Annotated in this window: 20 protein-coding genes; 10 read left to right on the top strand and 10 right to left on the bottom strand. The window is 39.7% G+C overall.

What is annotated here, in order from left to right:
• The first annotated feature begins 167 nt into the window (after positions 1 to 167).
• Positions 168 to 1436: a cation:proton antiporter gene (locus tag BTO23_RS10330; RefSeq protein WP_061004703.1), complete on the top strand. Its 1269-nt coding sequence runs from the start codon at positions 168 to 170 to the stop codon at positions 1434 to 1436.
• 103 nt (positions 1437 to 1539) lie between these two features.
• Here BTO23_RS10330 and hldE read toward each other — a convergent pair whose 3' ends face one another.
• From hldE to BTO23_RS10345, 3 genes are all read right to left on the bottom strand, one after another.
• Positions 1540 to 2970, bottom strand: coding sequence for a bifunctional D-glycero-beta-D-manno-heptose-7-phosphate kinase/D-glycero-beta-D-manno-heptose 1-phosphate adenylyltransferase HldE (gene hldE / locus BTO23_RS10335; protein ID WP_060992581.1), 1431 nt, complete (start codon positions 2968 to 2970; stop codon positions 1540 to 1542).
• A 139-nt stretch (positions 2971 to 3109) separates the two neighbouring features.
• Entirely contained in the window at positions 3110 to 5971 is a 2862-nt protein-coding gene (gene glnE, locus BTO23_RS10340) for a bifunctional [glutamate--ammonia ligase]-adenylyl-L-tyrosine phosphorylase/[glutamate--ammonia-ligase] adenylyltransferase (protein ID WP_105063444.1), read from the bottom strand.
• A 136-nt stretch (positions 5972 to 6107) separates the two neighbouring features.
• Positions 6108 to 7709 carry a methyl-accepting chemotaxis protein gene (locus BTO23_RS10345; protein ID WP_105063445.1) on the bottom strand — a complete coding sequence of 534 codons (1602 nt, stop codon included), beginning with the start codon at positions 7707 to 7709 and terminating at the stop codon, positions 6108 to 6110.
• 121 nt (positions 7710 to 7830) lie between these two features.
• Here BTO23_RS10345 and BTO23_RS10350 point away from each other — a divergent pair, with 121 nt between their 5' ends.
• A complete protein-coding gene (locus BTO23_RS10350) occupies positions 7831 to 8592 on the top strand; it encodes an ion transporter (RefSeq protein WP_061004707.1) in 762 nt (253 codons plus the stop codon).
• A 44-nt stretch (positions 8593 to 8636) separates the two neighbouring features.
• Here BTO23_RS10350 and BTO23_RS10355 read toward each other — a convergent pair whose 3' ends face one another.
• A complete protein-coding gene (locus BTO23_RS10355) occupies positions 8637 to 10154 on the bottom strand; it encodes a CYTH and CHAD domain-containing protein (RefSeq protein ID WP_060992585.1) in 1518 nt (505 codons plus the stop codon).
• A 186-nt stretch (positions 10155 to 10340) separates the two neighbouring features.
• On the opposite strand from BTO23_RS10355, the gene BTO23_RS10360 reads away from it, so the two are divergent.
• From BTO23_RS10360 to BTO23_RS10370, 3 genes are all read left to right on the top strand, one after another.
• Positions 10341 to 11021, top strand: a complete 681-nt coding sequence (locus BTO23_RS10360) for a TIGR00153 family protein (RefSeq protein WP_060992586.1) — start codon at positions 10341 to 10343, stop codon at positions 11019 to 11021.
• A gap of 27 nt (positions 11022 to 11048) precedes the next feature.
• Entirely contained in the window at positions 11049 to 12335 is a 1287-nt protein-coding gene (locus BTO23_RS10365) for an inorganic phosphate transporter (RefSeq protein WP_105063446.1), read from the top strand.
• A 173-nt stretch (positions 12336 to 12508) separates the two neighbouring features.
• Positions 12509 to 13120, top strand: coding sequence for a TIGR04211 family SH3 domain-containing protein (locus tag BTO23_RS10370; RefSeq protein WP_060992588.1), 612 nt, complete (start codon positions 12509 to 12511; stop codon positions 13118 to 13120).
• Positions 13121 to 13238: 118 nt separating this feature from the next.
• Here BTO23_RS10370 and BTO23_RS10375 read toward each other — a convergent pair whose 3' ends face one another.
• Positions 13239 to 13931 (bottom strand): general secretion pathway protein GspB, encoded by a 693-nt coding sequence (locus tag BTO23_RS10375; RefSeq protein ID WP_105063447.1) that lies wholly within the window; start codon positions 13929 to 13931, stop codon positions 13239 to 13241.
• Positions 13932 to 15485, bottom strand: coding sequence for an AAA family ATPase (locus BTO23_RS10380; protein ID WP_105063448.1), 1554 nt, complete (start codon positions 15483 to 15485; stop codon positions 13932 to 13934). It lies immediately after the preceding gene.
• Between the two features lie 139 nt (positions 15486 to 15624).
• On the opposite strand from BTO23_RS10380, the gene BTO23_RS10385 reads away from it, so the two are divergent.
• The gene (locus BTO23_RS10385) at positions 15625 to 16848 is read left to right on the top strand and encodes a multifunctional CCA addition/repair protein (protein WP_061004712.1); all 1224 of its coding nucleotides are present in this window, start codon (positions 15625 to 15627) and stop codon (positions 16846 to 16848) included.
• 205 nt (positions 16849 to 17053) lie between these two features.
• Here BTO23_RS10385 and BTO23_RS10390 read toward each other — a convergent pair whose 3' ends face one another.
• Genes BTO23_RS10390 through folB form a run of 3 tightly spaced genes read right to left on the bottom strand, consistent with a single transcriptional unit; the run spans position 17054 to position 18705 of the window.
• The gene (locus tag BTO23_RS10390) at positions 17054 to 17857 is read right to left on the bottom strand and encodes an undecaprenyl-diphosphate phosphatase (protein WP_105063449.1); all 804 of its coding nucleotides are present in this window, start codon (positions 17855 to 17857) and stop codon (positions 17054 to 17056) included.
• A gap of 9 nt (positions 17858 to 17866) precedes the next feature.
• On the bottom strand, positions 17867 to 18355 hold the full coding sequence (gene folK, locus BTO23_RS10395) for a 2-amino-4-hydroxy-6-hydroxymethyldihydropteridine diphosphokinase (protein ID WP_105063450.1): 489 nt from the start codon (positions 18353 to 18355) through the stop codon (positions 17867 to 17869).
• Positions 18352 to 18705: a bifunctional dihydroneopterin aldolase/7,8-dihydroneopterin epimerase gene (folB, locus tag BTO23_RS10400; protein ID WP_061004715.1), complete on the bottom strand. Its 354-nt coding sequence runs from the start codon at positions 18703 to 18705 to the stop codon at positions 18352 to 18354. The genes folK and folB overlap by 4 nt, the downstream gene beginning before the upstream one ends.
• A gap of 145 nt (positions 18706 to 18850) precedes the next feature.
• On the opposite strand from folB, the gene plsY reads away from it, so the two are divergent.
• Complete coding sequence (gene plsY / locus BTO23_RS10405) at positions 18851 to 19447, top strand: glycerol-3-phosphate 1-O-acyltransferase PlsY (RefSeq protein ID WP_060992595.1); 597 nt, start codon at positions 18851 to 18853, stop codon at positions 19445 to 19447.
• Between the two features lie 59 nt (positions 19448 to 19506).
• Here the strand turns inward: plsY and tsaD are convergent, their stop codons facing one another.
• Entirely contained in the window at positions 19507 to 20526 is a 1020-nt protein-coding gene (gene tsaD, locus BTO23_RS10410; RefSeq protein ID WP_060992596.1) for a tRNA (adenosine(37)-N6)-threonylcarbamoyltransferase complex transferase subunit TsaD, read from the bottom strand.
• Positions 20527 to 20753: 227 nt separating this feature from the next.
• On the opposite strand from tsaD, the gene rpsU reads away from it, so the two are divergent.
• The 3 genes from rpsU to dnaG all read left to right on the top strand — a co-directional run bounded on the left by rpsU (position 20754) and on the right by dnaG (position 23275).
• Complete coding sequence (gene rpsU, locus BTO23_RS10415; RefSeq protein ID WP_005421025.1) at positions 20754 to 20969, top strand: 30S ribosomal protein S21; 216 nt, start codon at positions 20754 to 20756, stop codon at positions 20967 to 20969.
• A 26-nt stretch (positions 20970 to 20995) separates the two neighbouring features.
• Positions 20996 to 21439, top strand: coding sequence for a GatB/YqeY domain-containing protein (locus tag BTO23_RS10420; protein ID WP_060992597.1), 444 nt, complete (start codon positions 20996 to 20998; stop codon positions 21437 to 21439).
• A gap of 75 nt (positions 21440 to 21514) precedes the next feature.
• Complete coding sequence (gene dnaG / locus BTO23_RS10425; protein ID WP_105063451.1) at positions 21515 to 23275, top strand: DNA primase; 1761 nt, start codon at positions 21515 to 21517, stop codon at positions 23273 to 23275.
• The last annotated feature ends 79 nt before the right edge of the window (positions 23276 to 23354 follow it).

Raw genomic sequence — 23354 nt, forward strand, 5'->3', positions numbered from 1 at the left:
CATAATACTTTTCTGTTACAATCCTATCACACATCTAATAGAAATCTAGACGTCCAAAATGGTTTTATTTTCACAAATTCGAAATAAAGTTTGATATTTATCAATTTGAGTGGAAAATGACCTCTATCACATTTTGTTACACAAATAACATATATAGAGGTTAAACAATGTCCGTATATAACACACTCTGTTTTCTTGCAGCTGCTGCTATGTTAATTGCATTTTTTAATAGCAAAATAGGAAAAATGCAAACAACCATAGCAATCACTGCAGGCTCAATGATGCTGTCACTAGGGATAATTGTTGCCGGTCATAATGGTTGGTTTCATCTTAGAGAGATTGCGACCGAAACCCTGACAGATATAAATTTCGAAGATTTTCTATTAAAAGGAATATTAGGTTTCTTACTGTTTGCTGGTGGTTTAGGGATCAAATTACAAAACCTCAAAGATCAGAAGTGGGAAATTACCGTACTTGCTTTAGGCGCGACCTTATTCTCTACTTTCTTTATAGGTTTTGCCCTATGGGGAATATGTAACTTAATTGGCATCAATTTCGACTTAATCTACTGCCTATTATTTGGTGCTCTTATCTCACCAACCGATCCAATTGCTGTTCTTGCGATTGTGAAAAAATTAAATGCACCACAACGTATCTCAACTCAAATTGAAGGTGAATCACTGTTCAATGATGGTTTTGGCTTGGTTATTTTTGTTACTCTATTTACCATTGCTTTCGGCTCAGAAACACCAACGGTTGGCAGCGTTAGCGCACTCTTTTTGCAAGAAGCAATCGGTGGCATCATTTATGGTTTAGTTTTAGGTCTGATTTTCCATTACTTAATCAGCTCAACCAATGACCACTCAATGGAGCTATTATTAACAATTGGTATTCCAACCTCTGGCTATGCATTTGCTGAAATACTTCATGTTTCAGGCCCATTAGCGATGGTGGTATCAGGAATCATGATTGGTAACTGGACTCGCTATATTGGCTTTTCAAAAGAGAGTGAAGATCATTTAGATCACTTCTGGGAATTAGTTGATGAGTTTTTAAATGGCGTGTTATTTCTTCTTATTGGTATGTCTATGCTGCTGTTCCAGTTCCACCAAGAAGATTGGATCTTAATGGCAATATCTATTCCATTGGTACTAGCAAGTCGCTATTTAAGTGTTTTCATTTCATACATTGGTTTTAAGCGTTTCAGAACCTATAACCCACTATCAGTTAATATTTTAACGTGGGGCGGTCTTCGTGGAGGCTTAGCTCTGGCAATGGCTTTGGCGATTCCATCTGGTATTTTAGTTATCCCAGATAAAAACATTGATGTACGAGAAATTATATTGGTGATGACTTACTCTGTTGTTGTTTTCTCTATTCTTGTTCAAGGCTCAACAATTACGAACATGATTGAAAAAGCAAAAAAACTAGAATGATACTTAGTTAACTTTCTATAAACCTTATAAAAAAGCCCCATTATCCAGCTAGATAATGGGGCTTTTATTTTTAACGTTTTAAAGATTTATGAGCAGAGAAGAATTAACCTCTACCGCCTTTAATCGCTTCAATGATGCCAGTTGTTGAACAACCATCTTCAAAGTTCAATACTTTAACTTCACCACCGGCTGCAATGACTTCTGCACCACCAGCAATATCTTCAATCACATAATCACCACCTTTTACTAGCGTGGTTGGCAATACTTCTGAGATTAAACGTTGTGGCGTATCTTCAGAAAAAGGAACAACCCAATCAACCGCACCTAAGCCAGCCAATACTGCCATACGACGATCCGTAGGATTAATTGGACGACCAGGGCCTTTCAGGCGTTGTACTGATTCATTCGTATTTACCGCAACAATTAGGCGATCACCCAACTCTGCTGCATGATTTAAGTAAGACACATGACCCGCATGGAGAATGTCAAAACACCCATTAGTCATAACGACTTTTTCACCACGTTCACGCGCTTGTTTTACCGCGCTGATCAGCTGTTCTTCACCAATAATACCAAAACCAGAATCTTGGCTACCGTGAATCGCTTCTGCCAATTCAATCGTTGATAGCGTTGATGTACCAAGTTTACCAACCACAACACCAGCAGCGGCATTTGCTAAAGCACATGCTTCATCAAGCGGTTTACCTGTTGATACCGATGCTGCCAGTACAGAAATTACCGTATCACCGGCACCAGTTACATCAAATACTTCACGAGCAAGTGTTGGTAAGTGCAGTGGTTCCATATCGCGACGAAGCAATGTCATGCCATGTTCACTACGAGTAACAAGCAAAGCTTCAAAATCAAATTCTTCAATGATTTGTTGGCCTTTCACTACCAAGTCATCTTCATCTTTTACTTTGCCAACAACCGTTTCAAACTCAAGCATGTTTGGTGTTAATAACGTCGCACCACGGTAACGCTCAAAATCCGCACCTTTAGGATCAATGAATACAGGAACATTTACTTTTCGAGCTTCTTGAATCATTAATTGTACGTGCTCTAATGCGCCTTTTGCGTAATCAGATAATACAACGGCTTTTACTTTGGATAAGGTCGCCTGCATACGGCTGATCAGTGGCTCAGCAGGAACATCATGGAAGCTTTCCTCAAAATCCAAACGAATAAGCTGTTGGCCACGGCTCATAACGCGTAATTTAGTAATTGTTGGAAACTCAGGAAGAGTAACAAAATCACAATGCACTTTTAATGAGGCTAATGTTGCACCTAACGCTTTTGCTGGCTCATCATCACCCACTAAACCAACTAGGTGAGCATCTCCACCTAATGCGGCAATATTCATTGCAACGTTGGCAGCACCACCTGGACGCTCTTCAATATTATTAACCTTAACTACTGGAACTGGAGCTTCAGGTGAAATACGAGTCGTTGGCCCACCCCAATAACGGTCAAGCATTACATCACCAATGATCAATACACCAGACTGATCATAGTTAGGAAGTGTCGGTTTCATTCTTTTCTCCGGGCAATAAACAGCAAACTATCCACCATTATCGGTTCGAGCTATTTATAAAAATCATCTGTTATAAATGGTAGCATTTACGCAAGTTCTACGCCAACTTAGTAATAATAAACGAAGAGTTAAGTAATGCTTACTCAACAAACCAATTATTCCAAGCATTTACTACCGTTTCTCTTTCTTGATTAAAGCTATTTTCATCAACATCAGCATCAAAGCCTAATAAATTTCGGTGATGAATTTCATTTCGCATTACACAATAAGCATGGATCAACAATTGAGATAATTCGTCATCCATTACGCCTTGTTGTGCAAAACTTTCAAAGATGCGTACATTATCAGACCAACGAGTTAACTTAGGAGCTTGATGGCTGTGATTTAGCACTAAATATTGTGCTAAAAACTCAATATCAGTAATACCACCGATATCTTGTTTAAGCATAAAACGTCCAGCCTTCTTCCCTCCTAAATGATCTCGCATCTTTTCTCGCATTTCAGCGACATCTTTCTGCAGTGCCTTCTCATCTCGAGGTAAACAAAGAATATCATGGCGTGTTTTATTAAATGCCTCTTGTAATAAACGGTCGCCATAAATCATTCGTGCACGGACTAAAGCTTGATGCTCCCATGTCCATGCATCATCTCGTTGGTATTCATCAAATGCTTCGCTAGTACTGACCAATAAACCCGACGCTCCCGATGGACGTAAACGGGTATCAACTTCATACAAAATACCTGACGGCGTTCGCACTGAAAATATATGAATAATGCGTTGCGCTAAACGTAAATAAAACTGGCGACCATCAATCTCTTTTTTACCATTGGTATAAATATTGGCATCGCAATCGTGCATAAAGACAATATCAAGATCGGAATTATAGCCCAACTCCCACCCACCAACTTTACCATAACCTATAACGGCAAAACCTTTACTATCTCGCCCTTCAAGGTGTGTCGGTTCACCAAATTTTTCAGTGACTTGTAACCAAGCTTGGTTTACTACCGCTTCAACGATGGCTTCTGATAAATACGTTAAGTGATCACTTACTTTCATAAGCGATAACCCACCAGCGATATCCGAGGCTGCAATTCTTAGCAAACACACTTGCTTAAACTGACGCAATGCCTCCATTTGCTGCTCCATGTCATCTTCAGGAATGCGAGCAAGAAACTCATGTAGCTCTACTTTATACTGACTTAATTCAATAGGGTTATAGAGTTGGTTTATATCCAATAGTTCATCAAGAAGAATTGGGTAACGAGTTAACTGTTCTGCAACCATTGGGCTTGCTGCACACAAGCGAACCAGATGTTGTAATGCTCCGCTATGCTCATCAAGAAGCTCTAGGTAAGTAGTTCGAGTTGCAATCGCTTGAATAAGTTTGGTAATACGAGGTAAGGTATCACTAGCATCTTCTCGACTGATCACCACACTAAACAACTTTGGCATCAGATTAGTAATCGCTTCTCGACCTCTTGGACCAAGGGTTTTCTTTTTCAACTCGCCTTTAAACTCAATAATATGTTGAGTTAACGATTCAGCTTGTTCTGGGTTGAGTTCTTGTAATATATGCTCAAGTACATCTTGGTTATGTGCCATATCCCATAACTCAATATACGCTTTACCAACACTACTCTCTGATTCCTCTTCTTCATGGCCAATTAAGTCTTCAAATACGGCATGAATCGTATTCATATGGTGCTCTATTTCAGAGTACAACTCAGCCCAATGTTGCATTCCCATAGCAAAAGCAAGACGAGTTTGGTCGCGATCATCCATTGGTAAGGTTTGAGTTTGTTGGTCTCCAATCGCTTGTAATAAATTCTCTAAACGACGTAAAAAGCAATAACCGTTGGTGAGGTCATCAATTTCTTGAACAGATAATTGCCCTAGTTCTTTAATCGCTATTAATGTTTCTAATAATCCTCGACCTCGTAAAGAAGGCTCTCTACCACCGCGAATTAATTGGAATACTTGAGCAATAAACTCAACTTCTCGAATACCACCAGCGCCAAGTTTTATATTGTCATGTAAACCACGGCGGCGAACCTCTGTTGTTATCATTGATTTCATTCGACGTAGTGCTTGAATGGCACCAAAATCAATATAACGACGGAAAACGAATGGGCGTAACATTTGACGCAATTCTTGGTAATGACTGTACGTTTCTTTTCCCATCACTCGCGCTTTGATCATCGCGTAACGTTCCCAATCACGCCCTTGTTCTTGATAATAATCTTCAAGTGCAGCGTAACTCATCACTAATGGTCCACTTTCACCAAAAGGACGTAAACGCAAATCAACTCGATAACAGAAACCATCAACCGTCGTTTGATCTAACACTTTAATTAGTTTTTGACCTAAGCGTGTAAAGAATTGAGCATTCGCAATACTTCGACGAGCGCCTTCTGTCTCGCCATTTTCGGGATAAGTAAAAATCAAATCGATATCAGATGAGAAGTTCAACTCTCCGCCACCTAGTTTACCCATACCAATAATGAGCATCGGCTGCTCTTCACCTTGCGCATTTATTGGTATTCCCCAATCAATACATGCTTGCTTGTAAAGCCATTGGTAAGATTCAACTATTAGTGCTTCTGCGAGTAAGGAAAGGTGAGAAAGACTGATTTCTAAAGACCAATTATTGTCAGCGGAATGAGTATAAGTAAAATCGCGCCATGCTATATAAGCCATTTCACGTCGGCGGAAATAACGTAGCTCTCTCATTAATCCATGTTCATCAGTACAGGACGACAGTATTGCCTGTAATCGAGAGCGGTATTGCTCACTTCTGTCTGCTGCTTTAAACATTGATGGAAAATGCTGACACAGGAATTCATCTTTTTGAAAGCATTCGTGTAAAAAGTCACTACAGCCAAGAGCAATAAGTAATTGCTGCTGATACAGTTCAGGCCAATTTTGAACATGAGAAAGATGAGTCAACTCTTGCTGACGACGCTCAGCAAGAGTTTGTAATGATGATGGCAAAGACATGATATTCCTTATCGAAATTTCCATAACGTTAGTTAATACAGCATAACGGATAAAATAATGGTGCCAAACTTTATTATTAGCCGCAAACAAAAACGCCTACAACTGAGTGTAGGCGTCAGGAAATAAAACCAATGCGTTAGATCTTAAATACTTTCATTTTTTCTTCTAATTCTTCCGCATTTTTTTGTATCTCTTCAGAAGTCTCTGTTAGCTCTGTCATGACAACCACAGAAGCGTCAACCAGCTCTCGAACATTCGTCAGGTTTTGATCCATTTCTTCCGCAACGCTGCTTTGCTGTTCTGCCGCACTTGCGATTTGGAAGTTCATTTCATTAATACTACTAACTTGGCTCACAATACTGTTTAACTCTGTACCAGCGTTAGTCACTAACTCAACACCTTCAGCCGCTTCAACAACACTCTTCTCCATTAGCTCAACCGCTTGATTTGCACTATTTTGAAGTTGAGTGATCATATCTTGAATTTCAACCGTGGCACCTTGTGTACTTTGCGCTAGGTTTCTAACTTCATCTGCAACCACAGCAAAACCACGTCCAGCATCCCCAGCTCGTGCAGCTTCAATTGCCGCATTTAATGCCAATAAATTCGTCTGCTCTGAAATACCACGAATCGTTTCAACCACTGAGCTAATAGACATAACACGCTCTTCAACCTGATTAACCACCTCAGCAGAAGCGGCAATGTCACCAGATAGCGCTTGAATTTTAACGATCGTACCTTCTACAAACTGTTGCCCGACTTTTGCTTGCTCTTGAGCTTGCTCTGTACCAGCCGATGCATTACGTGCATTTTCTGCCACATTTTGTACCGTTGAACTCATTTCACTCATCGCCGTAGCAAGTTGATCTATTTCAGCAAACTCTTCTTGAGCAGCTTCTTTTGTTCCTTCCATACTGATCGTCATGATCTCTGTTAGGCTAGATAACTCTTGGGAAGCCGCCAATTGAGTTTCAACGACTGATTTAAGTTGTAAACGGGTTTTATTTAACTCTCTTGCTAAATCACCAAATTCATCTTTACAGTTCATTTCTACCGGTTCAGATAAATTTTGGGCTGCAATTTCTTTCATTGATGCATTTAAGTAGCGCATTTGACGTAACATAATACTTGAAGCACCAAGAAGAATAACCATAAAAGCAACGATCATGACTATCGTTTGCCAAATAACTTGGAAAAGATAATCTTGATAATATACCTCAGCACTCTCTGATGTTTGAGAAGCCACCACTACCCAATTATGGCTAGGCACTTTTACTGCAAATTCATAACGACTGTGATCATTAAGAGAATACGCTTTTTGAGAAGAAAGCCCCTGAAGCACCTCTTTTAATGAACGCCCCTCATCTAATGAAGACGAAAGAGAAGAAAGTGACTTCACCGATTGATGACCAAACACTTTGCCGCTATCACGATCTATCACATAAACATAATTACCTTTAGCCAATGCATTAGATTGAATACTAATTGCCTCACTAGCGAGTTCTTTACCGTTTGGCTTATTACTTAAAATGCTATCAACTAACTCAGCGCTGGCAATAGCTGACTCTTTGGCTTGCTCTTTTTGAATAGTAATTACTGCTTGGTAAAAAGTATTTGCGTCCCATAACTGTTTTGACACCAACAAAACCGTACTAAATACCATTAACATGACCAGCTTTGGCACTAACTTAATATCAGTGACCAGCCTTTCCCATGGCTTAAAAGCTATTGTTAACATTCTCTTCCCTCACTACCTTTCGGAATCAATTTTTTTAGTGCATGATGAAAACGTATAACGCTTATCATCATGCAAACACATATTTCTATTTTATATCGACAGACAGACATAAGTAATTAACATGAATCATAACAAAATTGACCTTAAACCCATGAGTTTAATGTCACTGATACTATCCTTTTTATCGTTAATTGTGATCTCAAGCCTTCTGTTCGTACCACTAGAACACAATAGCCGAACGATACTGATCACCCTTGATACCATTATATGTGGTCTCTTTATATTTCAGCTTTCAGTTGATTTTTTCCGTAGCAAACATAAGCTCCAATATTTAAAAGAACACTGGATTGACTTTGTTGCTAGCATCCCAATTATTGAACCAGTACGCTATGCTCGTATATTTCATATTTTACGTGTTTTTCGTTTACTTCGTTCAAGCCAATCTTTGTTAAAACAAATCCAATCAAATCGAAAAGAAGCGACCATTGCTTCTATTCTCATTTTAATGGTCACACTAATTTCTTTAGGGTCTGTCTTTATGCTGATGTTTGAAGGCAATGATCCTAATGCAAATATCCATACAGCAAGCGATGCGGTATGGTGGGCTTTTGTAACTATATCAACGGTTGGATATGGCGATCACTACCCAGTAACCATGGCTGGAAAAATACTGGCTGTATTAGTAATTATTTCAGGTGTGGGGATTTTTGGTATGATTTCAGGTTTGATAACTTCAATAATTACCGAGCCCTCAAAAATTGAGAAAAGAAAAAAAGAACAAGAAGATAGGCACCATAGAGATGAAAAGCTAGAACTACTTTTACAACAACAAACTGAAATACTACAAAAGCTAGATCAGATAAATAATATAAAAGAGAAGTGATTACTTCTCTTTTATATGATTACACATTCTTATTAGACGTAAAGTTATTGCCAATAAGGAGGGTATTCTAGCCCCGCTTTACGGGTTTGTTCCATCGCATGAAGAATTGAACGCTCTTGGCGGAGTAACCAACGCACAAGTTGCTCTCGCTCTTCCTCGTCATCTAGCAACTGAACTCGAGTTCTTAATGGTTCCAAACTCATCAAGTCATCTATACCTTGCAATAAATCAAGCCAAGGTAAGCGGAACCCTTTCCGTCTCTCATCGTCATAAATAAGAGCAAAACACGTCCCTGTCATTAGATTACGGCGTAAACGCATTTTTTGCTTAAAGTAATCTACGGGTAATAATTGATTTTCTGTAGAGAATGCGGAATCTAATGCTTCCCAAGTACGGTCGAGTAAAGTCCCAGAATGACTATCGATAGATTCTTGCAATATTTGACGCTTTTTATCGTCTAAAAATGGCTGCCAATCACGCGTTAAAATCCAACGACTCAAATCTAATAGCAAACCACAATAACGAGATGACATTAATAAAGACATCATTTCATCTGTCTTTGGTAACGATTCTGCACTTTCTTTAAGACTAGCAACTAAGAACTTTCTCGCATCTAATTTTCTTAATACATTGCCTTTTTCTTCAATTAAGTAGTCTAGGTGCTCTGATTCATCTAACCAATGAAGCTGCTCTTCTAACCACTTTAACTCTTGGCGCAACAATTCACTTGCACGTTTTGGCACCATTTCACCAAACACCAAAAATATTTGGCGTAGAAAGGCTATCGCTATACGGATCTCCTGCAAAGCAAGTAGATCTTGTGTGTCGATATAAATTTGTTCGTGATAATGCCAATGAGAAAGTGCGTATTCCAAAGAATTAATAAAGCACGTTTCAACGCTGTCACTAGACTCCGTTCTCACTAACGACAAGTTTTTTACTTTATCCGCTGGAGTATTCATCGCTAAACGATACCCTTTGGCCGCTTTACTTTGGTTACCTAGACGCATTCCACCCGAGCTACATAAATCACGAGCTAGTGTAAATAATGCATCCGTTTGTCCTGACTTAAGCTCTAGTTCTACTTCGCAAATTGGTGTGGTTTTATCACCAGCAATGACTTCACCTTGGTCAAAGGCCAGTTCTATTTCACTGCCATCAGGCATCGCAACTAACCATTGTTGACGTACGAAATTAGTCGAAAATAAAGGGGCTAGCTGTTGCTGAAGATCGTCTAACGTAATATCGCTAGGCCAAGCATCTTGAGGGTGTAAATTGACATTAGGGACATCAGAATCATGCTCTGCATTGTACTCTGGTCGCTGGTGTAATCCGGCAACAACTCGACCTGCAGTCTTCAATGTTTGGGTTCTTTCATCGTTAAATCGACGAATACGTAAGCCTGTGTCATGCTTACGAAGATGCTGTTCGGGTGTGTCAAAATAGATGTTACCCAAGTTAAGGCAACTCTGCTCTATGACTTTCGCTCCTGATATTTTGTCTATAATAGTGTCTACAAACTCAGGAAAAACAAAAAATTTCAGTTCTATTTCAGTTTCCATAATGACCTCATAACCGTTGTCTTTCCAAGGATATGGCTTAAACTGTTCGGTATCAAGCAACAAATAATGCCAAAACCATGATCTAAAGTAGTTTTATTGATAGTGGGATTGGGTTAACATTCGCGCCTTTATGGCCATCGTCTAACAATTCACCATTAGGTACTTGTTTTATTAGGTTAAGAAACCATGCCAGTAAATACTATTATGGGGTTATTCGCAAAGTCCCCAATGAAACCTTTGCAGCGTCACGTTGTTTGTGTCAATGAATGCTGCTCACTTCTTATTCCGTTTTTCGAAACGTGTGCAAAAGGTGATTGGGAAAAAGCGAGTGAACTTCGTGCGCAAATTTCTCATTTAGAGAAAGAAGCGGATGTTCTAAAACGTGAAATTCGTTTAAAACTTCCTCGTGGGTTATTCATGCCTGTTGACCGTACCGACATGCTCGGTCTGTTAACTCAGCAAGATAAACTTGCAAACCTGGCTAAAGACATCGCAGGTCGCGTTGTTGGTCGCCAACTTGAAATTCCAAGCTCTATGCAGGACGCATTTTTAGCTTATGTTCAACGTTGTTTAGATGCGGCTAATCAAGCGCAAGAAGTGATCAGCGAATTGGACGAGCTATTAGAAACCGGCTTTAAGGGACGTGAAGTCACTTTGGTTGCTGAGATGATCAATAAATTAGATATCATTGAAGATGATACTGATGAATTGCAAATTCAACTGCGCCAGCAACTCATGAGCATCGAACACAAGTACAATCCGATCGATGTTATGTTCCTTTATAAAATCCTTGAGTGGGTTGGTGGCATTGCCGACCAAGCACAGCGTGTTGGTTCTCGTTTAGAACTAATGCTATCTCGCTCATAAGTTTGTGATTCAGTAACAGGTAATACAATGGATATTCTTGCTAACTACGGCACGACCCTTATTTTAGTTGCGGCCTTCTTCGGCTTCCTTATGGCTATTGGTATTGGTGCAAATGATGTAGCCAATGCAATGGGCACCTCTGTAGGGTCTAAAGCACTAACAGTAAAACAAGCGATCATCATTGCTATGATCTTCGAATTTGCAGGGGCATACCTTGCCGGTGGCGAAGTTACAGATACAATTCGTAAAGGGGTAATTGATACCTCTCTTTTTTCCCATCAGCCTGAAGTATTAGTTTACGGCATGATGTCAGCACTTCTTGCTGCGGGTACTTGGTTATTGCTTGCGTCTTACATGGGCTGGCCGGTATCAACAACTCACTCTATCATCGGTGCTATCATCGGTTTCGCGTGTGTTGCTGTAGGTACAGAAGCGGTTGATTGGAACTCAGTTCAAGGTATCGTAGGGAGCTGGTTAATCACCCCTCTCATATCCGGTATTTTTGCTTACATGATCTTTATCAGTGCTCAACGACTGATATTTGATACAGATAAGCCATTAATGAATGCTAAACGTTTTGTTCCGGTATACATGTTCATCACCACTATGGTTATTGCACTTGTTACTATCAAAAAAGGTCTAAAGCACGTTGGTCTTCATCTATCTAATGGCGAAGCTTGGGTTGCGTCTGCAGGCGTATCAGCATTAGTAATGGTCGGTGGTTATCTGTATATCTCTCGTAAATTTGCAAATACAGTAAATGATGAGAAAGACAGCCGTGGTTTTACTGGCGTAGAAAGTATTTTTAGTACGTTAATGGTTATTACCGCATGTGCAATGGCATTTGCTCATGGTTCTAATGATGTTGCTAACGCAATTGGTCCACTGTCTGCTGTTGTATCAACCGTAGAGCATATGGGTGAAATCACAACGAAGAGTACTATCGCTTGGTGGATCCTTCCTCTAGGTGGTATTGGTATCGTTGTTGGTCTTGCAACATTAGGTCATAAAGTAATGGCAACAGTAGGTACAGGTATCACTGAACTGACTCCTAGCCGTGGTTTTGCTGCTCAATTAGCAACAGCATCAACGGTAGTGTTAGCTTCTGGTACTGGTCTTCCTATTTCAACAACTCAAACTCTAGTTGGTGCTGTATTAGGTGTAGGTTTTGCACGTGGTATTGGCGCACTAAACTTAGGCGTAGTACGTAATATCGTAGCGTCTTGGGTTGTTACGCTACCGGCTGGTGCATTATTGGCTGTAGTTTTCTACTACGCAATGCAAGCAATCTTTGGTATCGGCGCTCCAGTCTAACCTTAATCAATTTTGAAACAATTGCACAAAGAGGAGAGTAAAATCTCCTCTTTTCTTGCATCTGGGCTTAAATATTTTTAGTATCTATAACTTCGTTTGAATCTGTCGTGATGAGTAAGTTCTTTTTCTCTTTACTTAGAAGGTTCAAGACCATTTTTCAAAGGAATATTATTGTGAAGCATTTTATTAGCCTGATTCTACTTACTTGGGCTATTGCTGCGCCAGCGCAAGCTCAAACTCGTTATATTTCTGATAACCTGTTTACGTACATGCACTCAGGTCCAAGTAATCAATACAAAATCATAGGTAGTGTAAATGCGGGTGAGCGCATTACTCTATTAAGCAGCAACAAAAACTCTGGCTTCACACAAATTGTGGATACTAAAGGCCGTAAGGGCTGGGTTGAAAGTAAATTTGTTTCTCGCCAAGCGGGCCTAGGTGAGCGCTTACCAAAAGTTGAGGCTGAACTTACTTCAGTAAAAACACAACTGGCTAACGCTCGTAAAGCTGCGAATGATGAGAAAGCGGGGTTAGCTGATAGCTTGACTCAACGTAACCAACAAATGCAAGATTTAGAGCAAAGCTACAGCGATGTAAATAACCAATTGGTTAGCTCTCAATCTGAAATTCGTGAATTACGCGCTAAATTAGATACGCAAAAAGAAGACTTATTACTTAAGTACTTCATGTACGGCGGTGGTGTTGCAGGTATTGGTCTACTGTTTGGCCTTCTACTTCCTCACATGATCCCAAGTCGTAAAAAGAAACAAAACGGTTGGTCTTAAAATCATTATTGATGACTAATCAATAAATCATATATACAAAAAAGCTCAGAATTATCTGAGCTTTTTTTATACCAATGTAATTACTGAAATTGGTATTATTCCTATTAGTAAATAGTCATTACCCTTTCCACTCATACAGAGCAGGGATCTCTATCTTTTGGCCTTTAAAGTCAATCACTACATTTCTTGGGTTTATTTCTAATAATGTAATTCCATTTGAAATATGCCCACCAAGATTCACTTCTTTACCATTCACTTTTACCCAACGACGACTTGGTTTCGACGTGTAATTATGTGTTTGAAAATTAAGAGGAGGCAACTGCCCTGAAAATTGAGCGCCTTTTTTATCTAACTCAACATAAGGAGAATCGCCATACTTAGCAGAACCATTCTCGTACCGCTCTTCAACCTCAGACGGCTCATTTAAAATAGATTCAAATCGCGCAGCCAGTTCCGGTGACAAACCTGATAAATCTAAATTATCAATATCTAGAGGTTCTTGGTTTTGTTCAGCGGTAATATTATCAATGTCATCTTTATCTTTTGAATTCGGAATACCTCTAAACTCCTCTATTGAATTCTTTTTTTTCGTTGGCTCTTTCAAACGACTTAAAGACAACTCTGTCGCACGTAACGGTAACTTCTCTGTATCTAAAGTTGGTAATGATAATACCGTATATGTAGGCTTATAAGGCTCTAACTCTTGTTGAGACGCCTTGTAGTAAGGTAATGAAAGATAGCTAGATATAACCAAAGGAGGGAGCACGACAATTGAGCCTAAAACCCATAAAGGAAAACGATAAGACGACATTTACTTATCTCCTTGAAGCAAAGGCGCATCAATATTAACTACACTATCTAGCCACATTAATGTACTTGACCCAACAACACCGTCAGTAGCTAACCCAAATATTTCTTGAAACTCTTTCACTTGCTGTTCCGTCTCTTTATTGAATTTTTCCGAGTCACTGAAAGGTTGTTCTAATGCAAAAGACAATAAACGATTTAATTCTAAAATCGCTTTTCCTTTGTCACCACGCTTCATTGCTCTTTCGGTAATGATTGGTTTTTTCCACAATTGAATATAAGCACCATTCCAATGCTGCTCAAACCATTGATGAGAAACTTCGACATGTTCAGACGGCAAAAGTAGCTCCACCCCTTTAGAATGAACACGATAAACAAGCGCAAGTAAATCATCCCCTGTTGATTGCTGTAGCCAAACAACTGCAGGTCGATTAATCGCCAATAAGTCACTCAAACTGCCATTACTGTCTAAACAATATAATTGTGCTCTTTTTGCATTAGTACAATTAGCTTGAAACGAATTGGTTGAATATCCCCATACCGATAATAAGGCTTGAAACGCATCCGATTGAGATTCAAATCCAATTAATGGTGCTTCTACGATAGGCGCACTCATTGGGTAATGAGCATCCAAATACTTAGGAAGAAAATGATAACTCCCCAAACTCAATAATGCAGAGAGCCCCAATGCTATAACTAATGGAGTAAAGGCAAAATACGTTCTCTGATGAGAATTAACCTTTGGCGGGCTTTGCCAATCAAGTACTAATTCTTTTGCTTGTTCTACTGCTTTATTAGTTACTCCCTTATTGCCACTCTGATAACTTATCCAAAGCGCTTTATCACACAATAAGTTCACCACACGAGGTATTCCATCAGAATAGTGAGCGATTTTCTTTATTACCGATGCTGGAAATAATGAAATATCGCCACCAGCCACAGTTAAACGATGGGCAATATAATACTCAATTTCTTGTGGTGTTAATGGCAACAAATGATATCGAGCCGTAATACGTTGTGCTAATTGACGTAAATTTGTTTGTTGTAATTTATGTTGCAACTCAGGCTGACCAATTAAAAGTACTTTCAATAATTTGTCACTGTCCGTTTCAAAGTTGGTTAATAAACGTAACTTCTCTAAAACATCTGGCCCCAAGTGCTGCGCTTCATCAATCGCAACAATCGTTTGAAAGCCTTTCTCTCTCTCTTCTTTTAGAAAGCCAACAATGTTATCTGTAAGATTTTTCAAAGAGGCATTATTTGAATAGGTGATCTCAAACTCATCACAAATCGCTTCAAGCAATTCTTGGGCGCTAAATGTTGGGTTTAAAATTAAAGCTAAGTGCACTTTATTTTCTAATTTAGAAAACAAAGCTTTAGATACTGTCGTTTTTCCGGTCCCAACTTCGCCAGTTAATAAGGCGAATCCACCACCTTGCCCTAGTCCTGACAATAAATAATTCAGCGCTTCTTTATGGCGTTCACTCAAATAGAGAAAACGCGCATTAGGTGTCATTGAGAACGGAAGCTCATTAAAGCCAAAAAAATCTTGGTACATAAGAATGGTGTTTGCCTTATCAGGATAATTACAAGAATAAATATGGAATAAAAAGTCGAAAACCTATGATTGCACGGTATCATTGGAGCTAAGAAAGTAAAGAAAGTTCTCTTTATCTTGGCAGCTAGTAGGGCAAAACGTGGAAATTTATTTAGTTGGCGGTGCAGTTCGAGATTCGCTTCTCAATATTGATGTAAAAGACAAAGATTGGGTTGTTGTTGGAGCTACCCCTAACGAAATGGGTTCGCTAGGTTATCAAGCTGTTGGGCAGGACTTCCCTGTTTTCTTACACCCAAAAACCAAAGAAGAATATGCGCTAGCAAGAACAGAGCGTAAAAGCGGTCAAGGGTATAAAGGGTTTACTTGTTACGCGGAGCCCGATGTTACGTTAGAAGAAGACTTATTACGCCGCGATTTAACGATCAATGCCATTGCTAAAGCCGATAATGGTGAACTCATAGATCCTTACAATGGACAAGATGATTTAAATAACCGCTTATTACGCCACGTATCTGATGCGTTTGTTGAAGATCCATTGCGCGTCTTACGCGTCGCTCGATTTGCTGCCCGCTTTTATTCTCTCGGTTTTACTGTCGCACCAGAAACCATGACCTTAATGAAAACCTTGGTAGAGAGTGGAGAGTTATCTCACCTGACTCCAGAGCGTGTATGGCAAGAATGGGAAAAGTCCTTATCTAGCCAACACCCAGAAATTTTTCTTTCCGTATTAAAAGAGTGTGGGGCTTTGGCTGTTGTTTTACCTGAACTTGATGCATTGTTTGGCGTACCTCAACCAGAAAAATGGCACCCAGAAATAGATACTGGCATCCATACATTAATGGTTACTCAACAAGCTGCATTACTAAGCCAAGGTTTACCCACTCGCTTTGCTGCTCAAGTTCATGACTTAGGTAAAGGCGTGACGCCAGAATCAGAATGGCCAAGCCATAAAATGCATTGTCATACAGGCATTAAACTCATAAAAAAACTGTGTGCCCGAGTTAAAGTTCCTAATGAATATCGAGATTTAGCACTACTGGTTTGTGAACACCACACCAACATTCACCGAGCACCTGAACTACGAGCGCAAACCTTTATTAAGATATTCGATAAGATGGACGTATGGCGTAAACCTGAACGCTTAGAGCCTATCTTACTTTGTTGCCAAGCCGATCATGCGGGTCGATTAGGATTAGAGTCTGAACCTTACCCACAAAAATCACGTTTTGAAATGGCGTTTGAAACAGCAAAAGCGGTTGAAGTTAAAGAAGTGGTTGCCGCAGGTTTTAAAGGACAAGAAATTAGAGAAGAGTTGACAAAGAGACGAATTGAAGCGGTAAAAAGTAAATTAGATATCAAATAAGCTATACGCTAACTAGAACGCTTCGCTCTAGAAACTATAAAAGCTAAGGTTTCAGGTTTCAGGTTTCAGGAAAATCAAAATCGAGTACACCTGAAACCTGCAAACGTAGCGCCCTGAAGCCTAGAACATTGCCACGCCAGCAATACTCGCTCTTATCGTTTCTAGTTAGTGAAGCATACAGCTTCTAGTTTCTAGTTTCTAGTTTCTAAGCAAAGCTTAACCACATAAGTAGACCTGTACCTAATAGTAAGCGATAGATAACAAACGGCGTCATACCCATGCTTGAAATCAGTTTTAAGAAGAAATGAATACAAATATAAGCACTAATAAAAGAAACCACGACACCAGTGCTTAATAGACCTAAATTCACAGAGACATCACTCATCACTAATTTAAGACCAAGATAAGAACCAGCAAGAGTGATAATTGGAATGGACATTAAAAATGAAAAACGAGCAGCCGCTTCACGAGTAAAACCTAGATAAAGAGCAGCGGTAATCGTAATTCCAGAACGAGACGTCCCTGGGATCATTGCCATCGCTTGAGCAACACCTAAGAATAATGCTTTTTTCCACGTCATCTCATACTCACCTTTCGCTAGTTCTGAGTTTTTATCTACCCACCAAAGCAAAAGACCAAACACAATCGTCGTTGCGGCGATAACCCATGCACTGCGCAAATACACTTCAATAAAATCTTTAAATAACAAACCACATAATGCTGCTGGGATCGTCGATAAGATGATTAGCCATGCTAGCTTAGATTCTTTATTGTGTTCTTTTTTAACAATAGATCCAATCCAAGCAGTTAATAAAGTCACTACCTCTTTTCTAAAATAAATAACTACCGCAGCAAGGGTACCTACATGCACAGCGACATCAAAGGCTAGACCTTGATCTGGCCATCCAAGAACTGCAGAAGGAAGTATAAGATGGGCAGAACTTGAAATAGGTAAAAACTCAGTAAATCCTTGCAATAAAGCGAGAAAAAAAGCTTCAAAGTACGTCATGATATTCCATTAAAAATTTAAGTTAAGTAATGCTGGTTTAAGTGATTGGCTGCGTGGAAAATCAGCCCATATTTGACTGACCGTTTTCTCAGTACTAGGGATAATAAGATCAGGGTTCAATTCAACCATCGGCAAAATAGCGAAGGCAAATTTAAACAGATCATCTCTAGGTAATGTTGGATCTGATGCTGAGACAACGTCACCATACAATAAGATATCAAGATCAAGGGTTCTATCTTGATTCTTTTTTGCATTAGGTTCTCTACCCCATTTGATTTCAATCGCACGTAATAGAGCACCAAGTTCCCTCAATGAGTAGTTAACTTTTAACTCAACAACCAAATTGAAAAAATTATGACCAGAGAAACCTACAGGCTCAGCCTCATACACAGTTGATACTTTTGTTATTTCACCAAGTTGATGTAATTCATCAATGGCTATTTTTACATTTTTTTCAGGGGAAATATTGGAGCCAATACCAATATAGGTTGTGATCATTTGCTTCCTCGCTCAATCACAACACCCACACTATATGCGTTTACCACAGCACCAGGCTTAGATAAATGAATACGAACCCAAGGCACAGAGAAACGAGTCATAATAAGATCTGCAATTTCTTCAGCTACACGCTCAACCAAAAGAAAACGACCTTGTTGAATATGTTCTGTAACCGCTTCACTTACCTCTGCATAATTTAAGCACTGCTCAACATTATCTGAATCTGCCGCAGGTTTATTGTCATGAGCCATATCAATATCTAATACGAGCTTTTGTTTAATGCCTTGTTCCCACTCATAAACACCAATGGTTGTAATAACTTCAAGTTGTTTTATAAATACTAAATCCATCTTTGATCACACTTTTTATTAAGAGGTCGGATACCCATCAAAAGAAAAACAACGTAATATTGATATTACTTTGCACGATGTGCTGAGCAATATACTATAAAAATGATTTCTGATCGCTCTTGATCGCTTAAATAAAGGCTCATTCATGACCCCTCTTGCACTAATTATGATCATCATCGCCTATCTTCTAGGATCGATCTCTAGTGCGGTTTTAATATGTCGATTAAAAGGCTTACCAGACCCAAGACATTCAGGCTCACATAACCCAGGCGCAACTAATGTTCTCCGCTTGGGTGGAAAAGGCGCTGCAGGTTTGGTACTTCTATGTGATATTTTAAAAGGAATGTTGCCAGTATGGGGAGGTTACTTTCTTGAAATCAATCCGCTATTGCTTGGTATTATTGCTATTGCAGCTTGTCTAGGTCACATGTACCCATTATTTTTTCATTTTAAAGGTGGGAAAGGGGTCGCTACCGCATTAGGTGCTCTTGCTCCAATTGGACTAGATTTAACAGGAATGTTATTTGGTTGCTGGATGGTCACAGTATTAGTTACTGGGTACTCGTCATTAGCGTCAATGGTCACAGCTCTACTTGCCCCTTTATTTACTTGGCTTGTAAAACCTCAATACACTTTACCCGTAGCCATGCTTTCTTGTTTAATCGTTTTAAAACATCATGAAAATATTCGACGTTTTTTTGCAGGCAAAGAAACAAAAATTTGGCAAAGAAAAAGGGACTAATCTAGCCCCTTTATTATATTTAACCTAAAAGATCATCTACGATCTTTTTTTGATCCGTTCTATTTAGCAATAGGCTTTAATTGATCTATCGGCCAGCGAGGCTTCGCTTGAACCGCTAAGTCAGTTGTCTCACCATTTTTCAGACGCTGCATACCTGCATAAGCAATCATGGCACCGTTATCGGTACAAAATTCAGTTCGAGGATAGAACACCTCACCACCAATTTTTTTCATCATCGCTTCTAGTTCTTGACGAAGGTAGGTATTCGCACTTACCCCACCCGCCATTACTAAACGTTTCATACCCGTTTGCTTCAATGCACGACGGCATTTAATTGCTAAGGTATCTGCTACAGCTTCTTGGAAAGCAAACGCAATATCTGCACGAGTTTGCAAATCATCATCGTTAGCACGAATAGTATTTGCTGCAAATGTTTTTAGACCAGAAAAGCTGAAATCTAAACCTGGACGATCTGTCATCGGACGAGGAAATTTAAAACGGCCTTTTGTGCCACTCTCTGCTAATTTTGACAGCAAAGGACCACCAGGATAATCCAACCCCATTAATTTAGCCGTTTTATCAAACGCTTCACCAGCTGCATCGTCAACAGATTCACCAAGGATTTGGTATTCACCAATGCCTTTTACTTCAACCATCATTGTATGACCGCCTGACACAAGTAGTGCTACAAACGGAAATGCTGGTGGCTCATCTTCAAGCATTGGAGCAAGTAAGTGGCCTTCCATATGATGAACAGGAATGGCAGGTACATCCCATGCATACGCAATACTACGACCGATAGTTGAACCAACTAATAACGCGCCCACCAAACCAGGACCTGCGGTATAAGCGATACCATCGATATCATCTTTAGTCATGCCAGCATCATTTAATGCTGCTTGAATTAGGGGAATTGTCTTTTTAACATGGTCACGAGAGGCCAATTCAGGTACAACACCACCATAATCTGCGTGCAATTTTACTTGGCTATACAGCTGATGAGCCAGTAGCCCTTTTTCGTCATCATAAATAGCTACACCCGTTTCATCACACGAGGTTTCAATACCTAAAATTCGCATATTTTTCTCAGTTACCCGTTAATTTATCGCCATATTACCTACATCCCTAAGCTAGCTCAAGCGACCTGATGACTAGAGAAGACAAAATAAACAAAGAAATTACTCAATTCTTAATCAAGAATGCTTTACAAAACGTCTTGATCGGATTAAAATTCGGCACCAATTTGAATAATAGCTGGTTAATTATAACTACCAGCGAATTGACTAACACCTGAGGTGAAAGGCATATGCCAGTAGTTAAAGTACGTGAAAACGAACCGTTCGACGTTGCACTACGTCGTTTCAAGCGCTCTTGCGAAAAAGCAGGTATTCTTTCTGAAGTTCGCCGTCGTGAGCATTACGAAAAACCTACTACAGTACGTAAACGCGCTAAAGCAGCAGCTCAAAAGCGTCACGCTAAGAAGTTGTCTCGCGAAAACGCACGTCGCGTTCGCCTGTACTAATAACTTACCTAATTTAGGACTAAGTTATGGCTCTAATTGAAAAACTCAAAGACGAGCAAAAGTTAGCGATGAAAGCCAAGGATAAATTACGCCTTGGCACAATTCGTTTAGCTTTATCGGAAATTAAACAACGTGAAATCGATGGTCATACAACTTTGTCTGACGATGAAATCATTGCTGTTTTAACGAAGATGGTTAAACAACGTCGTGATTCAGTATCGCAGTTTACTGCCGCTGGTCGTGATGATCTTGCAGATAAAGAGAGTGCTGAGATTTTAGTACTTGATGACTTTATGCCGCAAGCACTTACCGATGAAGAAGTTGCTGAGTTATTAGACGAAGCAATTATTGAATCAGGTGCTGCTGGAATGCAAGATATGGGCAAGGTGATGGGCGTGTTAAAACCTCAAATCCAAGGCCGCGCTGACATGGGTAAAGTAAGCCAACTAGTTAAATCTAAACTGGCTTAATAGTACTCTATTTATAAAACAAGCCGTGCTATCTTTGATCGCACGGCTTGTTTGTATTTACAGGAAAAGAAAAAGATGGCAGGACATATCCCTCGCAGTTTTATTGATGAGCTTTTAAATCGACACGATATTGTCGATATCATTGACGCAAGAGTAAAACTGAAAAAACAAGGGAAAAACTATGGTGCTTGTTGTCCATTTCATAATGAGAAATCCCCTTCTTTTTCTGTTAGCCAAGAAAAACAATTCTATCACTGCTTTGGCTGTGGGGTTCATGGCAACGCCATTGATTTCCTCATGGAATTTGACCGTTTAGAATTTGTTGAAGCCATTGAAGAACTTGCTTCAATGCTTAGCCTTGAAGTGCCACGTGAACAACGCAGTGGTTTCAATGCTCCCTCTGGCCCAACCGCAAACTCAGAACAAAAACGAAGCTTATATGACTTGATGGGTGGCATCAGTCAATTTTATTGCTCTCAATTAAAATCCGCAGCAAATATTCACGCAATCAACTATCTTAAAGGTCGAGGACTTTCTGGTGAAATAGTTCAGAAATTTGGTATCGGTTATATTGCTGATGAATGGGAGTTGGTGAAAAACAACTTCGGTAGAGACAAGGCATCACAAGACGCATTAGTCAGTGGTGGGATGTTAATTGAAAGTGATAATGGCCGTCGTTATGACCGCTTTCGTGGACGAGTGATGTTTCCAATTCGAGACCGCCGAGGGCGTGTTATTGGATTTGGAGGCCGTGTAATTGGTGAAGGCACTCCCAAATATTTAAACTCACCAGAAACGCCTATTTTCCATAAAGGCAAAGAGCTTTATGGTTTATATGAAGCACTACAAGCTTACAAAGAATTACCACAAGCATTAGTGGTTGAAGGCTATATGGACGTCGTTGCCCTTGCTCAATTTGGCATTGATTATGCTGTTGCGTCTCTAGGTACTGCAACCACAGGCGACCATATGCAGCTCCTCTTTCGTCAAACTAGCACCGTTGTGTGTTGTTATGATGGTGACCGAGCGGGCCGAGAAGCCGCATGGCGCGCAATGGAACAAGCTCTGCCATACTTAAATGATGGACGTCAATTAAAGTTCATGTTCTTACCTGATGGAGAAGATCCGGATACTTATATCCGCCAGCACGGGAAAGAGGCATTTGAACAAGAAGTCGCTCAAGCTGATTCTTTAATTAATTTTATGTTTAGAAGCTTAGTTGACCAAATAGATACTAGCAGTCGAGAAGGGAAAGCGAAGCTAACTACGTTAGCAGTTCCTTTGATTGATAAAGTTCCCGGTGGCACATTACGTCTTTATTTACGTGAGCAACTTGGCAAAACACTTGGAATTATGGATGAAAGTCAATTACAGCAACTAATATCTAAACAAGGCACTCCAGAAACAAAGCGCCAAGCTCAACCAGAAATTAAACGTACAGCAATGCGTGAAGTAATCACGTTATTATTACAAAATCCAAATTTAGCTCAATTGGTTCCAGATTTAGAGAGTGTGAAAGACATTCCCCTCCCTGGATTAAGTTTATTTCTTCAATTACTTGAAAATTGTCGACATAACCCCCATATCACTACAGGCCAATTATTAGAATATTGGCGCGGTGATAAAAATGAAAAATTATTATCACGCTTGGCGGCATGGGAACTTCCTATCGACCAAGACAACATACAAGATTTATTTATGGATTCGCTGGACAATATTTTGGCCCAGTGCATCAATCAACAAATTGAAAGTTTGCAGACGAAAGAAAGAACGCTTGGCTTATCAGTCGAAGAAAAGCGGGAGCTACTAGCCTTGATGCTAGAACTAAAAGCATAGAATCCCAGCATCGTCATCAATGAAAAAATTTGTTATTATTAGTGGTTTGCATTTCGCATACTAATTCCTTCACACAGAC

Source organism: Aliivibrio sifiae, assembly GCF_002954715.1.
GTDB lineage: Bacteria > Pseudomonadota > Gammaproteobacteria > Enterobacterales > Vibrionaceae > Aliivibrio > Aliivibrio sifiae.